Origin of the sequence: Halomonas sp. OfavH-34-E, from assembly GCF_024124525.1 — a bacterium.
Taxonomy (GTDB): Bacteria; Pseudomonadota; Gammaproteobacteria; order Pseudomonadales; family Halomonadaceae; genus Halomonas; species Halomonas litopenaei.
Map to the genome: position 1 here is coordinate 133,690 of NZ_JAMXRY010000007.1, position 12,891 is coordinate 146,580.

16 protein-coding genes are annotated in these 12,891 nt (G+C 65.5%); 6 read left to right on the top strand and 10 right to left on the bottom strand.

Annotation, left to right across the window (positions count from 1 at the left end; all coding sequences use genetic code 11):
* Positions 1-137: 137 nt before the first annotated feature.
* The 8 genes from NH448_RS05255 to radC all read right to left on the bottom strand — a co-directional run bounded on the left by NH448_RS05255 (position 138) and on the right by radC (position 5,849).
* The gene (locus tag NH448_RS05255) at positions 138-560 is read right to left on the bottom strand and encodes a TraR/DksA C4-type zinc finger protein (RefSeq protein ID WP_124803502.1); all 423 of its coding nucleotides are present in this window, start codon (positions 558-560) and stop codon (positions 138-140) included.
* Positions 561-978: 418 nt separating this feature from the next.
* Entirely contained in the window at positions 979-1,437 is a 459-nt protein-coding gene (locus NH448_RS05260; protein WP_045991208.1) for a thioesterase family protein, read from the bottom strand.
* Complete coding sequence (locus NH448_RS05265; protein ID WP_045991209.1) at positions 1,427-1,762, bottom strand: DUF2007 domain-containing protein; 336 nt, start codon at positions 1,760-1,762, stop codon at positions 1,427-1,429. The genes NH448_RS05260 and NH448_RS05265 overlap by 11 nt, the downstream gene beginning before the upstream one ends.
* A gap of 178 nt (positions 1,763-1,940) precedes the next feature.
* Positions 1,941-3,131: a class I SAM-dependent rRNA methyltransferase gene (locus NH448_RS05270; protein ID WP_045991285.1), complete on the bottom strand. Its 1,191-nt coding sequence runs from the start codon at positions 3,129-3,131 to the stop codon at positions 1,941-1,943.
* A gap of 64 nt (positions 3,132-3,195) precedes the next feature.
* On the bottom strand, positions 3,196-4,116 hold the full coding sequence (mutM, locus tag NH448_RS05275) for a bifunctional DNA-formamidopyrimidine glycosylase/DNA-(apurinic or apyrimidinic site) lyase (RefSeq protein WP_253028488.1): 921 nt from the start codon (positions 4,114-4,116) through the stop codon (positions 3,196-3,198).
* Between the two features lie 155 nt (positions 4,117-4,271).
* Positions 4,272-4,427, bottom strand: coding sequence for a 50S ribosomal protein L33 (gene rpmG, locus NH448_RS05280; RefSeq protein ID WP_016856547.1), 156 nt, complete (start codon positions 4,425-4,427; stop codon positions 4,272-4,274).
* A 112-nt stretch (positions 4,428-4,539) separates the two neighbouring features.
* A complete protein-coding gene (gene rpmB, locus NH448_RS05285) occupies positions 4,540-4,776 on the bottom strand; it encodes a 50S ribosomal protein L28 (RefSeq protein ID WP_045991211.1) in 237 nt (78 codons plus the stop codon).
* Between the two features lie 398 nt (positions 4,777-5,174).
* On the bottom strand, positions 5,175-5,849 hold the full coding sequence (gene radC / locus NH448_RS05290) for a DNA repair protein RadC (RefSeq protein WP_124803508.1): 675 nt from the start codon (positions 5,847-5,849) through the stop codon (positions 5,175-5,177).
* Between the two features lie 280 nt (positions 5,850-6,129).
* Between radC and coaBC the strand changes: the two genes are divergently transcribed.
* From coaBC to slmA, 5 genes are all read left to right on the top strand, one after another.
* A complete protein-coding gene (gene coaBC, locus NH448_RS05295) occupies positions 6,130-7,476 on the top strand; it encodes a bifunctional phosphopantothenoylcysteine decarboxylase/phosphopantothenate--cysteine ligase CoaBC (protein WP_253028489.1) in 1,347 nt (448 codons plus the stop codon).
* A 60-nt stretch (positions 7,477-7,536) separates the two neighbouring features.
* Positions 7,537-8,004: a dUTP diphosphatase gene (gene dut, locus NH448_RS05300; protein ID WP_124803512.1), complete on the top strand. Its 468-nt coding sequence runs from the start codon at positions 7,537-7,539 to the stop codon at positions 8,002-8,004.
* A 59-nt stretch (positions 8,005-8,063) separates the two neighbouring features.
* A complete protein-coding gene (locus NH448_RS05305; protein ID WP_253028490.1) occupies positions 8,064-9,446 on the top strand; it encodes a phosphomannomutase/phosphoglucomutase in 1,383 nt (460 codons plus the stop codon).
* Between the two features lie 21 nt (positions 9,447-9,467).
* Complete coding sequence (gene argB, locus NH448_RS05310; RefSeq protein ID WP_045991215.1) at positions 9,468-10,373, top strand: acetylglutamate kinase; 906 nt, start codon at positions 9,468-9,470, stop codon at positions 10,371-10,373.
* Between the two features lie 136 nt (positions 10,374-10,509).
* Entirely contained in the window at positions 10,510-11,118 is a 609-nt protein-coding gene (slmA, locus tag NH448_RS05315) for a nucleoid occlusion factor SlmA (protein ID WP_045991216.1), read from the top strand.
* A gap of 132 nt (positions 11,119-11,250) precedes the next feature.
* Here the strand turns inward: slmA and NH448_RS05320 are convergent, their stop codons facing one another.
* A complete protein-coding gene (locus NH448_RS05320) occupies positions 11,251-11,691 on the bottom strand; it encodes a VOC family protein (RefSeq protein WP_124803516.1) in 441 nt (146 codons plus the stop codon).
* Positions 11,692-11,735: 44 nt separating this feature from the next.
* On the bottom strand, positions 11,736-12,188 hold the full coding sequence (locus NH448_RS05325) for a DUF411 domain-containing protein (RefSeq protein WP_124803518.1): 453 nt from the start codon (positions 12,186-12,188) through the stop codon (positions 11,736-11,738).
* A 149-nt stretch (positions 12,189-12,337) separates the two neighbouring features.
* Here NH448_RS05325 and NH448_RS05330 point away from each other — a divergent pair, with 149 nt between their 5' ends.
* The gene (locus NH448_RS05330; RefSeq protein ID WP_124803520.1) at positions 12,338-12,871 is read left to right on the top strand and encodes a DNA-3-methyladenine glycosylase I; all 534 of its coding nucleotides are present in this window, start codon (positions 12,338-12,340) and stop codon (positions 12,869-12,871) included.
* The last annotated feature ends 20 nt before the right edge of the window (positions 12,872-12,891 follow it).

Consider the following 12,891-nt stretch of genomic DNA (forward strand, 5'->3'; position numbering starts at 1 on the left):
TGCGACATACGCCACCGCCTTCGCTGAGCCGGTTGGATCATCCGTGGACAAGCCCACCGAGCAGGCACTCGTCCGGACTCAGCATCGCCCTTGGGGCGGCCATCACGGTCACAAGCGGTGGATGCTTACCGGCGCCGCTACTTCCGCGTCCTGGCGAAGTGATGTTCTCTCTGTTCCTGGCGCTGCTTGGCTTCGAGGCACAGACGCGCCGTGGGCCGGTGCAACAGCCGGGGAAGTCCGATGGGAACGCCGGTCTCCTCGCAGTAGCCGTACTCACCTGTCTCGACGCGCTTCAAGGCGCTGGCAATATTGGCCAGCAAGCGGGTTTCCCTGTCGGCCTGGCGAAGCTGCAGCTGAAGCTCTTCCTCCTGGGCTGCCTGGTCCAGATCGTCGCTCGACCTTTCTCGAGCCGACATGCGCAGGCGAACCTCCTGCAGTCGCTCCTCGACCAGCGCCCGTTCCTGCAGCAATCGGCATCGAAAGAACGCCAGTTGCTCACCGTTCATGTAGTCGTCGTCCGGCATCTCGAGAAGATGCGCTGCGTCATCCATCGTTGGCATCTCACCGCTCCTCCCGCCGCGCCGATTGCACAAGGCGTCTGAGACCATCACACTCGCACAAAATGTTATGTTATAACATATCTGTTAAGTGGCACAACACACCCGCAAATCTTGACTCCCAGGGCCACCTCGCTGAGGCGGTCGTTGACCACGTCGCCGTCCACGGCCACCAGGCTGACCCTCCCGCCTCTACCTCGTGGTCCAAAGTGCTGCAGTTCTTCCATGAACCCAGGGAGTCTTTAGACGCATTCAGGAACAAAGTGCGACCTATCACACCCAGGGTCAGGACAAAAAAGCTGCCAGTATTGAGATTCGCCAACTCGACACCCAGGGTGCCAGAAAATTGCCGGAAGGGGCGGAGGCCAGCTGTGTACGCTCAGGTCTGTGTGGTCAGGTCCCTGTCGTCAGGACGTTATCGTCAGCTTTCCGCGACCAGGGCGCCGCCGTAGGCGCTGACGAATTCGGGAGGAAGACGGCGGGGACGGCCGCTTGAGAGAGCGATGCAGGCGTAGCGGGTACGTGCACGCAGCAGGGTGACACCATCCTGCGGGCGTATCAGTTGAAAGCGGCGGGTCAGGGTCAGGCGCGAGTCGCAGGCGACGATCCAGGTGGCCATGGCCAGGCGTTCGCCCTCGAAACCCGGCGCCAGATAGTCGAGTTCGTGACGGTGCACCGCCATGGCGCGATCCAGCGCCCGGTAGTGTTCCAGGGTCAGACCCAGCTGGCCGGAGTGCTCCCAGCTGGCCTGTTCCACCCAGCGCAGGTACTGGGCGTTGTTGACGTGGCCATAGTGGTCGATGGCCTCGGGCGCCACCAGGATGTCGATCACGAAGGGCCGGGGCAGATCCCAGTCGAAGGCACCGTGTTCAGCGGTCATGATCGTCCTCCTTGCGGCCACCGCAGTTCCAGCAGGTATCGAAGGCCCCTTCGAGCTCCTCGCCGCAGGCCCGGCAGCGCCAGGCGCTGTCCGGCGCTGGCTCCTCGAGCGCCTGTTTCACCAGCGCTTCGGCTCGCTCACGGTTGTGCTCGGCGACCCACACCTGGGGCTCGCACTCCAGCGGCGGCAGCTCCCCGGCGCCACCGCCGAGGGTCATGTTGCGCAGTTCGCAGGGGATCCCGGCGGCGTCGAGCAGGTTGCGCACGTGGCCCACCAGCAGGGCGTTGCCGTGGGAAAAGATCAGGGTCCAGGGAACCTCGGTCATGGTGTCTTCCTTGGCGCGGGCTTGCCCAGGCACGATGTGACACTTCCATCGCCCGAGGCAAGCCCCTGCGCCTTTTTCGGCCCAGCTAGTTCGGCCCAGCTAGTTCGGCCCAGCGTGTTCAGCCACGGCGAGTCACGTCGCGCCTATCTAGCTCATGCCTTGTTCAATCGCGCCTTGCTCAGTCGCGAAAGACGCGCACACCGAGCGCCTTGAGGTAGGCGGTTTCGGGGATCGCCGGGTGCACCGGGTGATCCGGTCCCTGGTGGCCCTGGAACAGGATCTGTCCCTGACGATCCTGGTGACGTACCGCACCGCGCACCACGTCGACCAGGCGATCCTGTGCCAGGTGCATGGAGCAGGAGGCGGACAGCAGCAGGCCATCGCGACCCAGCAGGCGCATGGCGTCGCGATTGAGTCGGGCGTAGGCACGCTCGCCGTTGGCGATATCCTTGCGCCTCTTGATGAAGGCCGGCGGATCGAGCACGATCACGTCGAACTTCTCGCCGTCGGCCTTGAGCGCCGCCAGCGCCTCGAAGGCGTCGCCGTGACCCACAGCGACCCGCTCGTGCTGGCCGTTGAGCGCGGCGTTCTCGGCGACGCGATCCAGCGCTGACTCGCTGGCATCCACGCACAGCACTTCGCTGGCGCCATGGGCCGCCGCCTGCACGCCCCAGCCACCGACGTAGCTGAACAGGTCCAGCACCCGCTTGCCAGCCACCCGCTGATTGAGCCAGGCGCGATTGATGCGGTGGTCGTAAAACCAGCCGGTCTTCTGGCCGTCGAGCACGGGGGCGGCGAACTGCACGCCGTTCTCTTCCAGCAGCACCTGCTCCGGCAGCTCGCCCTTGACCACCTCTACCACCTCGCTGAGGCCTTCCTGACGACGACCACTGGTGTCGTTGCGCAGCACCACACAGGCAGGGGACAGCACCTTGTCGAGTGCGTCGAGCAGCTCGTCCTTCACCGCTTCCATGCCGGCGGTGTTGAGCTGGACCACCAGCACCTCGGCGTAGCGGTCGATGACCAGCCCCGGCAGCAGATCGGCCTCACCATGGACCAGGCGATAGAACGGCTTGTCGAACAGGCTCTGGCGCAGCGCCAGGGCCTGATTCAGGCGATGTACCAGCAGCGAGCGATCCAGCCGCATGCTCGGGTCACGCGAGACGATGCGGGCGCAGATCAGCGAGTTGGGATTGACGTAGGCCAGACCCATGGGCTTGCCATTGGCGGCCTCGACGATGACCTGCTCACCGACTTCGAGCCCCTTGAGCGGCGTCTCGGCGATGTCGATCTCGTTGGAATACAGCCACAGGTGGCCGGACTTGAGGCGACGATCGGCGTTCTTTTTCAGGCGCAGCGGACGAGTCACGGTGATCACTCTCTCTACGGAAACTACATGAATAATTGGGCGAGCCCTTCAAGCATCGACAGGACTAACGTTGGCAACGAGGGCAAAAGACACTGGCACGCTGCCCCAGGGTCACGTGCTTCAGCTCACCGCCACATCGGCGGCAGGGTGCGCCGGCACGCCCATAGACGTTGAGGCGCTGGGCGAAGTAGCCGGGTTCGCCGGTGCCGCTGACGAAGTCGCGCAGGGTGGTGCCGCCCTGGGTGATGGCCGCGGCCAGCACCTCCTTGGCGGCGGCGGCCAGGCGATCGTAGCGCTCGCGTCCGATGCGACCGGCCGCGCGGCGCGGATCGATACCGGCCATAAACAGCGCTTCGCTGGCGTAGATATTACCCACCCCGACGACCACGGCATTGTCCATCAAGAACGGCTTCACCGCCGCCTGGCGCCCCCGCGACAGGGCGTACAGCCGGGCGCCGTCGAAGGCCTGCGACAACGGCTCGGGGCCTAGCCGCGACAAGCGGGTATCGTGGGCCTCGTCGTCCCGGAGCCAGTCGACGAAGCCGAAACGACGCGGGTCGTGATAGCGCAGGATGACGCCGTCCTCGAGCACCAGGTCCACATGGTCGTGCTTCCTGGGCAGCTCACCGAGGCGGGCAATACGCAGGCTACCGGACATGCCCAGGTGCCACAGCAGGGTGCCCTTTTCGCGCACTCCGCCGCCGTCGTCCGACCGGGACGCGGCCGTACAGGTACCCTCGGTGCTGGCGACCGTCTCGCCGTTCTCGACGCTTTCACCGCCCTCGCCCGACAGCACCGGCAGCAGCAGGTACTTGGCGCGACGGCGAATCTCGCCGAGGCGGGCGCCGATCAGACGATCGGCGAGATCCTCAGGCACCGGCACCCGCAGGCGCGACTGGCGCACCAGCACCTCACGGATCTCGCGCCCTTGTACATGGGGGGCGATGCCGCGCCGGGTGGTCTCGACTTCGGGAAGCTCGGGCATGGCACACCTGGGGCCTGGGGTTAGAGCGGCGAGCAGCGAGCGACATCACGCCATCGCCCGGGGCCGCTGACAGGGACATACGCAAGAACCCGACCTCGGGGCCGGGTTCTCGGTGACAGGCGACAACTCGCCTGCGGTGGAAGCGAGATCAAGCCTTACTTGATCTTGGCTTCCTTGTACATCACGTGCTTGCGAACCACCGGATCGAACTTCTTCATTTCCATCTTGTCCGGAGTGTTACGCTTGTTCTTGTCGGTGGTGTAGAAGTGGCCGGTACCGGCGCTGGACACCAGACGAATCTTGTCACGCATGAGACTTCTCCCAGTTTGCCGCCTGGTACGCGTCGTGCACACCAGGCCAGTCATTCAAGTCGGCGGAGGCCGTTCGCTCAGGCGAACCAGTGGGCTCCCGAGGACGTCATCCTTAGATGGCGTCGCCGCGCTTACGGATATCGCTGAGCACCTCTTCGATGCCCTTCTTGTCGATGATGCGCATGCCCTTGGAGGAAACACGCAGGGTCACGAAACGCTTTTCGGACTCGACCCAGAAGCGATGGCTGTGAAGGTTCGGCAAGAAACGACGACGGGTCTTGCGCTGGGAGTGTGAAACGTTGTTACCAGTCACCGGGCGCTTGCCGGTAACCTGACATACTTTGGACATGAGAGCCTCCAACCGCGTGGCGAGTTGTTCAAAACCTGTCGGGCAAACCGGGAAGGGCGAGAACCGAAGGGATGTGTCGCAGACTGGCCGCGCGGTGCCGGCGAAAGTCCGCATTCATCATGCCCTCAGCAACCTCGAGCCCTGTCATGAGCCCCGTGCTTTTGACCCAAGGGAATTCAAAGGGTGCACTTTATACCAGACCCTGCCTCCATGGGCAAGGGATACACCAACGTTCGCCAGGTCGCTCGCTCACGGCCCGTGTCGAGGTGCTCGAAACGGCTCCGCTGCGTCGACGGCGATGACGTGACGTGTTCGGGTAGAGAGTCGCCCGGCCAGGACGCGATAGGATCGAGACGATCCTCGCCCCGCCTGGGCCAGCTCTCTTTGCGCGCGGCGCATTATACCCAACCTCGCTCGGCAAATGACACCACTTCTGCGTCTCCCACCACAAAATGATCCAGTACACGGATATCGAACAGGCCCAGCGCCTCTTTCAGGCGATCGGTGATACGCCGGTCGGCATCACTGGGCTCGGCCACCCCGGAGGGATGGTTGTGGCACAGGATCAAGGCGCCCGCCCCCAGCGCCAGGGCACGTTTGGCCACCTCACGTGGGTACACCGAGGCGCTGTCCAGGGTGCCGCGAAACAGCACCTCGAAGCGGATCACCCGATGCTGGGCGTCGAGAAACAGTGCGGCGAAGGCCTCGTGGTCCAGATGACGAAGCTGAGCGGAAAGAAAGGTCCTGACCCGCGCGGGAGAATTCAGCGCCTGACCCCGCTCCAGATAGCTCGCCAGATGACGGCGCGACATCTCCTGGGCGGCCTGCAGCTGAACGAAGGTGGCAAGCCCCAGGCCACGCTGGGCACAGACCTCCTGCTGATGCGCCTCGAGCAGGGCACGCAGTCCGCCGAAGGCACCCAGTACGTCCCGTGCCAGGTCCACCGCGGAGCGTCCTGCCACCCCGACCCGCAGCACAATTGCCAGCAGCTCGGCGTCGGATAGCGCGGTGGGCCCCAGCGTCAGCAGCTTCTCGCGAGGGCGCTCGCCCTCTGGCCAGTCTCGTATCGACATCCCTGTCTCCTGCTCCGTTGCTCTCGTCACACCCTGTCGTCACATCCTCTCGACACGCTCTGTCATCACACCCTCTTCTCACACGCAGCCGCCACATCCTGTCGTCACACCCTCTTCTCACACACTCTTGTCACATCCTCCCCTCACGCCCTGTCGGCGAGCGCCGACATACCCGTTGAGTCTAGTGCGGTCTGCCTGATCTGGAGCCAGGGTGCGCGGCTACGCATGATCCGGTACCGGTGGTAAGGTAGAGGGCTGACTCTGGCTGCGGACTTTTTTCATGTTGCACGCTCCCTCCTCTTCCGGTTGCGGCCTGACCGGCTCAGGCCCCGGCGGCCTGCGCCCCGGGCAGCGGGTTGTGCTGGGCATCAGCGCCGGTATTGCCGCCTACAAGAGCGCCTCTCTGGCCCGACTGCTGGTGCAGGCGGGCTGCGAGGTGCAGGTAGTGATGACAGAGGGAGCCCAGGCCTTCATCACGCCACTGACGCTGCAGGCGCTGACCGGACGCGCGGCGCGCACCTCGCTGCTGGACCCCGACGCCGAGCTCGGCATGGGGCATATCGAACTCGCCCGCTGGGCCGACCTTATTCTGATCGCCCCCGCCACCGCCGACCTGATGGCGCGCCTGGCCCAGGGCATGGCCGACGATCTGTTGACCACCGCTTGCCTGGCCAGCGACGCCCGGCGGATGCTGGCCCCGGCGATGAACCAGGCCATGTGGCGCCATCCGGCGACCCAGCGCAACGCCGCCCGGCTGGTCGAGGATGGCTGGGCCCTGCTGGGGCCCGACCAGGGCGACCAGGCCTGTGGCGACGTCGGCCCGGGACGCATGATGGAACCGGAGGCCATTCTCGGCGCCCTGCTGGATGCCGGCTCTCCCTCCACGCCCCGGACAGCGACAGGCGTCGTGGGAGAGAAAGGCAAAGCAGTGCCCCCGGACGCAGACCTTCATGTGGTGATCACCGCCGGCCCCACCCGGGAGCCGCTGGATCCGGTGCGCTACCTGTCCAATCACAGCTCCGGCAAGATGGGTTTCGCCCTGGCCGAAGCGGCCCGGGACAGTGGCGCCCGTGTCACCCTGATCGCCGGCCCCGTCAGTCTGCCGACGCCCTCGGGCGTTGCCCGCCACGACATAGAAACCGCGGAAGAACTGCTCGCCGCAGCCGAAGGGCTGATGGATGGCTGCGACATCTTCATCGGCTGCGCGGCGGTGGCGGACTATCGCGCCGAGGCTCCGGCCGAACACAAGATAAAGAAGCGCGATGACGACGACGGTCTTACCCTGAAGCTGGTCAAGAACCCCGACATCATCGCCACCCTGGCTGCCCGCGATCCGCGTCCGCTGATGGTCGGCTTCGCCGCCGAGACCCGCGACGTGGTGCGCTACGCCGAGGGCAAGCTCGCGCGCAAGGGGCTCGACATGATCGTCGCCAACGACGTCTCCCGGGAGGGACTCGGCTTCGGCTCGGACCGCAATGCCGCAACCCTGGTGTGGCGCGACGGCGAGTCTCTCGCCCGCCGCGAAGAGACCGACCAGGACAAGGCCAGCCTGGCCCAAGCCATCATCGCCCAGGCCCGAGCCTGCCTCGAGGCGCGACGTCAGACGGTGCGGCCGAACCCGCGCTGAGCCACGACACCACTTATTTATCAGGAAGCCTGTCTGGCTGCCCAAGACCAAGGACCTTTCATGCACGACACTGCCTCGCGCCCTCGCCTCGCCGTCAAGATTCTCGATGAACGGATCAAGGAGCGCATGCCCCGCTACGCCACCGACGGCTCGGCCGGGATGGACCTTCACGCCCTGCTCGACGCGCCGCTGACGCTGGCCCCCGGGGATTGCGATCTGGTCCGCACCGGGCTCTCGATCCATATCGCCGATCCGGGCCTGGCCGGCATGATCCTGCCCCGCTCGGGGCTTGGCCACAAACACGGCATCGTGCTCGGCAACCTGGTCGGCCTGATCGACTCCGACTACCAGGGCGAACTGATGGTGTCGGTGTGGAACCGATCGACCACCGCCTTCACCCTCGAGCCCTTCGAACGTCTGGCCCAGTACGTGCTGGTGCCGGTGGTCCAGGCCGAGCTGGAAGTGGTCGAGGACTTTTCCGAGAGCCTTCGCGGCGGCGGCGGTTTCGGCAGCTCCGGCCGCCACTGACGCCCCAGGTTCGACTACCCGTTCATTCAAGCGCCACGTCAAAAGGACAGGACCCTCATATGACTCAAGTCCCCTCCACGATCTTTCGTGCCTACGATATTCGAGGCGTCGTCGACGAGACCCTGACCGAAGCCGGGGTCGAGGCGATCGGCCAGGCCATCGGCAGCGAAGCCCAGGCCCGCGGCGAATCCCGTGTAGTGGTGGCCCGCGACGGGCGACTCTCCGGCCCGCGACTGATCAAGGCCCTGACCCGCGGCCTCACCGCCAGCGGCTGTGACGTGGTCGACATCGGCATGGTGCCGACGCCGGTGCTGTACTTTGCCACCCACACCCTGGAAGGCACCCGCTCCGGGGTCATGCTGACCGGCAGCCACAACCCGCCGGACTACAACGGCCTGAAGATGGTGCTGGGGGGCGAGACGCTCTCTGGCGAGGCGATCACCGCGCTCTACACTCGCCTTCAGAACGGCGATCTGCGCGAAGGCCAGGGCCAGGTGTCCGAGCACGATGTGCGTGACGCCTACCTGAAGCACATCCTCGACGACGTCTCGCTGTCGGGCTCGATCAAGGCGGTGGTGGACTGCGGCAACGGTGTGGCCGGTGAACTGGGCCCGCGCCTGGTCGAACAGCTCGGTGCCGACACCGTGCCGCTGTTCGAGGACATCGACGGCAACTTCCCCAACCACCACCCGGACCCCGGCAAGCCGGAGAACCTCAAGGACCTGATCCACGCGGTGGCCGAGCACGGCGCCGACATCGGTCTGGCCTTCGACGGTGACGGCGACCGCCTCGGCGTGATCACCCCCAAGGGGCGCCTGATCTACCCCGACCACCTGCTGATGGCGTTCGCCGAGGACATGCTCAGTCGCAATCCGGACGCCCGGGTGATCTTCGACGTCAAGTGCACCGGCAAGCTGATCGAGGTGATCGAGAAGGCCGGCGGCACGCCGGAGATGTGGCGCACCGGCCACTCCCTGATCAAGGCACGGATGAAGGAAACCGGCGCCCTGCTGGCCGGCGAGATGAGCGGCCACATCTTCTTCAAGGAACGCTGGTATGGCTTCGACGACGGACTCTATGGGGCCGCCCGCCTGCTCGAGATCCTGTCGCGCTTCGACGGCGACGCCGACACCTTCTTCGATCGCTATCCGCAGAACCTGAGCACCCCGGAGATCAACATCGAGGTCACCGACGAGACCAAGTTCGACCTGGTCGCGCGCCTGGCCCGGGAAGGTGACTTCGGTGACGAGGGTGTCAAGACCACCCTGGACGGCATCCGCGTGGACTACCCGGATGGCTGGGGTCTGTGCCGCGCGTCCAATACCACGCCGATGCTGGTGCTGCGCTTCGAGGGTAACGACGCCGCCGCGCTGGAGCGCATTCGCACGCGCTTTGCCAGTGCGCTGGCCGACGTGGACGCTTCGCTCACCCTACCCAACTGACGTGCAGGAGACATGACGCCCATGAGCGAACAGGCACGCGATCCGCGCCTGGTGGTGGAGGTCCTCTCCGAGGCCCTCCCCTATATCCAGAAATTTTCCGGCAAGACCGTGGTGGTCAAGTATGGCGGCAACGCCATGACCGAGGACGCCCTGATCGACTCCTTCGCCCGGGACATGGTGCTGATGAAGGAAGTCGGCATCAATCCGGTGGTGGTCCACGGCGGCGGCCCCCAGATCGGTGATCTGCTGGCCAAGCTCAACATCGAGTCGCGCTTTGTCGGTGGCATGCGTGTCACCGACGCCGAGACCATGGACGTGGTCGAGATGGTGCTCGGCGGACTGGTCAACAAGGATATCGTCAACCAGATCAATCAGTGCGGCGGCAAGGCCATCGGCCTGACCGGCAAGGATGGCGCCCAGATCCGCGCGCGCCAGCTCAAGGTCGAGCATCAGAGCCCGGAAATGACGGCGCCCGAGATCATCGACATCGGCCATGTGGGCGAAGTGGAACACGTCTCCACCGACCTGATCGAGATGCTCGCCGCCCGGGATTTCATTCCCGTGATCGCCCCCATCGGGGTCGACGGCGAGGGTCGCAGCTACAATATCAATGCGGATCTGGTGGCCGGCAAGGTGGCCGAGGCGCTCGGCGCCGAGAAGCTGATGCTGCTGACCAACGTGGCCGGGTTGATGAACCGCGACGGAGAGGTGATGACGGGACTTTCCACCGCTCAGGTCGACGAATTGATCGCCGACGGCACCATCCACGGTGGTATGCTGCCGAAGATCCGCTGCGCCCTCGACGCGGTCAAGGACGGGGTCGTCAGCGCCCATATCGTCGATGGCCGGGTGCCCCACGCCACCCTGCTGGAGATCTTTACCAACGCGGGTGTCGGCACCCTGATCACCAACGAATCGCCCAACTGAAGTACCCGTACCAGGGCGATACGAAAGCGACACGATAACGACGCAAGGAAGTGCGAACCGGGCACAAGCTCCGGACGCAAGGGAACTCGCCCGCCGGCGCCCCGGCGGGCCATCAACGACAAAAGAATTCGATATCATGACGCAGGAAAAGACCCCAAGTCGGCGGGACCAGATACTGCAGGCGCTGGCCCTGATGCTGGAAGAAGACAGCGGCAAGCGCATCACCATCGCCGCCCTGGCGCGCCAGGTCGGCGTCTCGGAGGCAGCGCTCTACCGCCACTTCCCGAGCAAGGCCAGGATGTACGAGGGCCTGATCAGCTTTATCGAGGAGACCCTGTTCGAGCGCATTACGCGCATCCTCGACGAGCAGCAGGAGGCGCTGCCGCGCTGCCATCAGATCATGACCCTGGTGCTGGCCTTCACCGAAAAGAACCCGGGCCTGTCGCGGCTGTTGGGCGGCGACGTGCTGACCGGCGAGACGGCGCGACTGAGGCAGCGTATCCACCAGTTGTTCGAGCGGCTGGATACCCAGTTCAAGCAGGTACTACGCGAGGCGGAGCTGCGCGAGGGTCGCCGGCTGGCGATGCCGGCCAGCGCCGGCGCCAACCTGCTGACCGCCCAGATCGAGGGACGCATCGCCCAGTACGTGCGCAGCGACTACCGCCACCGCCCCACCGAGCACTGGGAAGACCAGTGGCCGGCACTGTCGTCACACCTGCTGAGAGACAGCGCCATCCCCGCCTGAGCAAACGACGCCCGCGCGGCGGGTCACGTGGCAAGCTGCAAGACAAGGCGTCGATGGGGGAGTCAGCTCCCCCATCCCTTCGCGCCCCTTCGGCGCCGCTCGCTGGCACGATCGACAGCGGCCCTTCGCTCGCTACCAGCTGCCGGTGTTCTCCATCGAGGCCCAGGGCTCGGCGGGTTCCAGGGCGTCGCCCTTCTGCAGCAGTTCCACCGAAATGCCGTCCGGACTCCTGACGAAGGCCATATGGCCGTCGCGGGGGGGCCGGTTGATGGTCACACCGTTGTCCATGAGCTTCTGACACAGGGCGTAGATGTCATCGACGCGATAGGCCAGGTGGCCAAAGTTGCGTCCGCCCTGGTACTCCTCCGGGTCCCAGTTCCAGGTCAGCTCGAGCTCCGGCGCGTTGAGCTGGCTTGAGCGCTCCTCGTCCTCTGGCGCCACCAGGAACACCAGGGTAAAGCGTCCCTTGTCGTTGTCCTTGCGACGCACCTCCTTGAGGCCCAGCAGGTCGCAATAGAAGTGCAGAGAGGCGTCAAGGTCGCTGACACGCACCATGGTGTGTAGAAATTGCATTCGGGTCTCCTCGGGGTTCAGGGGGCCGCGTCTGCTGCGCGGGCTCAGGGGTAACGGGCCACTACCATGGCGCGCGCATCATCGGCTGTAAAGCCGAGCACCGCGTAGTCATCGAGGCGGCCGGTCTCCATCCCGGGCGAGCCATGGGGCATGCCCGGCACCGCCAGACCATCGATATCCGGCGACGCCTCCAGCAGCCAGGCCACCTGCTCGGCGGGGACATGGCCCTCGATCAGGTAGCGCCTGCCGTCTTCATTGGTCAGGGTAGCGGTATGACAGGACGCCAACGCCTGGGGAACCCCCAGGCGCTGCTTGACCGACGCCATGTCGGGGCTATCGTGAAGACGCACCTCGAAGCCGGCCTCACGCATATGCTCGGCCCAGGCGCTGCAGCAGCCGCAGTGGGGATCCTTGTGCATGTCCAGGCCGGCGGCCAGTGCAAGCGGGCTGAAGACACCCATGAGAACGGCGCCCAGGGCGCGAGAAAGACGTGTCATCGCGTATGATCTCCTGACGGAAAAAGAGAAGGACAGGCCTCAGGATCGCAGAATCGCGCCATCAAGGGTATGCCGAGTCGGTACCCTTTTGTCGTAGCGCAGGTCGGTCCCAGGGGAATCGAGACACCTTACCAACAAGAGCAAGCCGCATGAGCGAGTACTGCGACCTGGCCCCGGGGCATCCGCTGCACGGGCCCTACCATGACAGCGAATACGGGTTCCCGATCCGAGGCGAGTCCGACCTGTTCGAGCGCCTGGCACTCGAGATCAATCAGGCCGGTCTGTCGTGGCTTACGGTGCTGAAGAAGCGCGAGGGCTTCAAGCGCGCCTTCGACGGCTTCGACGTCGATCGGGTCGCCGCCTACGACGACGACGATCGGGCACGTCTGCTGGCCGACGCCGACATCATTCGTCACCGCCTGAAGATCGAGGCGGTGATCCACAACGCCCGGGTGATCCAGGCCATGCGGGAGTCCCACGGCGGCTTCCAGGCCTGGCTCGATGCCCACCACCCACGTGAGCACGCGGACTGGGTGAAGCTGTTCAAGCGTCACTTTCGCTTTACCGGCCCGGAGATCGTCAAGGAGTTCCTGATGAGCGCGGGCTACCTGGCCGGCGCCCACCGCGACGACTGCCCGGTGCAGGCCCGAATACTGGCGGCGGCGCCACCATGGACTCGCTGACCCAGGCCGCCCTCGGCGCG

Bases quoted from the DNA above. Each gene is read 5' to 3' on its own strand.
- NH448_RS05325 (WP_124803518.1), bottom strand. From the start codon at position 12,188: ATGACACGTCTTTCTCGCGCCCTGGGCGCCGTTCTCATGGGTGTCTTC.
- NH448_RS05330 (WP_124803520.1), top strand. From the start codon at position 12,338: ATGAGCGAGTACTGCGACCTGGCCCCGGGGCATCCGCTGCACGGGCCC.
- dut (WP_124803512.1), top strand. From the start codon at position 7,537: ATGCACGACACTGCCTCGCGCCCTCGCCTCGCCGTCAAGATTCTCGAT.
- radC (WP_124803508.1), bottom strand. From the start codon at position 5,849: ATGTCGATACGAGACTGGCCAGAGGGCGAGCGCCCTCGCGAGAAGCTG.
- rpmB (WP_045991211.1), bottom strand. From the start codon at position 4,776: ATGTCCAAAGTATGTCAGGTTACCGGCAAGCGCCCGGTGACTGGTAAC.
- NH448_RS05260 (WP_045991208.1), bottom strand. From the start codon at position 1,437: ATGACCGCTGAACACGGTGCCTTCGACTGGGATCTGCCCCGGCCCTTC.
- coaBC (WP_253028489.1), top strand. From the start codon at position 6,130: ATGTTGCACGCTCCCTCCTCTTCCGGTTGCGGCCTGACCGGCTCAGGC.
- NH448_RS05265 (WP_045991209.1), bottom strand. From the start codon at position 1,762: ATGACCGAGGTTCCCTGGACCCTGATCTTTTCCCACGGCAACGCCCTG.
- argB (WP_045991215.1), top strand. From the start codon at position 9,468: ATGAGCGAACAGGCACGCGATCCGCGCCTGGTGGTGGAGGTCCTCTCC.
- rpmG (WP_016856547.1), bottom strand. From the start codon at position 4,427: ATGCGTGACAAGATTCGTCTGGTGTCCAGCGCCGGTACCGGCCACTTC.
- NH448_RS05320 (WP_124803516.1), bottom strand. From the start codon at position 11,691: ATGCAATTTCTACACACCATGGTGCGTGTCAGCGACCTTGACGCCTCT.
- slmA (WP_045991216.1), top strand. From the start codon at position 10,510: ATGACGCAGGAAAAGACCCCAAGTCGGCGGGACCAGATACTGCAGGCG.
- mutM (WP_253028488.1), bottom strand. From the start codon at position 4,116: ATGCCCGAGCTTCCCGAAGTCGAGACCACCCGGCGCGGCATCGCCCCC.
- NH448_RS05255 (WP_124803502.1), bottom strand. From the start codon at position 560: ATGCCAACGATGGATGACGCAGCGCATCTTCTCGAGATGCCGGACGAC.
- NH448_RS05305 (WP_253028490.1), top strand. From the start codon at position 8,064: ATGACTCAAGTCCCCTCCACGATCTTTCGTGCCTACGATATTCGAGGC.